This is a genomic window from Pseudomonas sp. P5_A12 (assembly GCF_056400685.1).
This window is the reverse complement of sequence record NZ_JBFUKU010000598.1, coordinates 1-999: the sequence shown is the minus strand read 5'-3', so window position 1 is coordinate 999 and position 999 is coordinate 1. Positions and strand designations below refer to the sequence as shown.

Annotated in this window: 1 protein-coding gene and 1 pseudogene; both read right to left on the bottom strand. The window is 60.5% G+C overall.

Translation table 11 applies throughout. The features are described 5' to 3' along the window. Nucleotides 1-152: pseudogene (locus AC1DSG_RS31380) on the bottom strand (carnitine dehydratase); the annotation flags it as partial. Next, entirely contained in the window at nucleotides 149-982 is an 834-nt protein-coding gene (locus AC1DSG_RS31375) for an alpha/beta fold hydrolase (protein ID WP_477794326.1), read from the bottom strand. The pseudogene AC1DSG_RS31380 and the gene AC1DSG_RS31375, both read right to left, overlap by 4 nt. Nucleotides 983-999 lie beyond the last annotated feature (17 nt).

Below are 999 nucleotides of genomic sequence, written 5' to 3'. Positions count from 1 at the left end.
GCCTGTACGGCGCGCTCGACGTCAGTTTCGTCGGCATCAGGCAATTCAGCCCAGGCTTGTGCCAAGGCCGGGTTCAGGCTTTCAAAGGTCTTGCCGGACAGGGCATCGACCCATTCACCGCCGATGCACATCTGGAAGCGTGCGAGTGTCATGCAACGATCCCCTTAATTTGGTTTTGTCGGGCGTGCGCAGTGTTGAGAAACTCCAGCAACAGCTGGTTGACCAGGCGCGGCGATTCTACGGGCATCATATGCCGCTGTTCGGCGAGCACGGCAACGGTTGCGCCCGGAATGCGCTGGGCCAATTGCTCAGCCATTTCAGGAGTCGATCCCGGATCCAGCTCGCCGGTTGCAATCAATGTCGGCACCTTGATGCTGGCCAGATCCTCTGCGCGGTACATGTCTTGGGTCGCAAACAATTCATAGGTGGTCAGGTAACCCTGAGGATCATTGCCCGCCAGTGTCTGGCGGATCGCAGCGATCTGTGCAGGATTGGCTGCCTGGTATTCACGACTGAACCAGCGTGACAGCGCCGCCTCAGCGTTGGCGTCCGGCCCGTGTTCGGCGGCCTGACTGGTGCGTGCGATGACACCGGCACGTTGTTCAGGGCTGCGATTGAACACGCTGTTGAGCACCACCAGACTTTGCAAGCGATGCGGGTAATGCAGGGCAAAAGCCCGCGCCACCAGCCCGCCCATGGAGAAGCCGATCACCGCTGCGTTGGGCAATTGCAGATGATCGAGCAGTTCCAGCAACTGGTCGGCAAAGCCGAGCAGTGGGGTTCCATTTTCCGGACGAGGACTGGCACCATGGCCCAGCATGTCGTAGGCAATGACACGGTACTTCGTGGCCAGGCCAACGATCTGGCCGCCCCACATTTCTTTATTCAGGCCCACGCCGTGGATCAAGACCACGGGCTGGCCTTGGCCGGTCGCCAGGTAACTGGTTCCAGCCGGGGTGCGTTCAGCGGTGAGCCGAATCATGGAGCGCTCCTGCATAC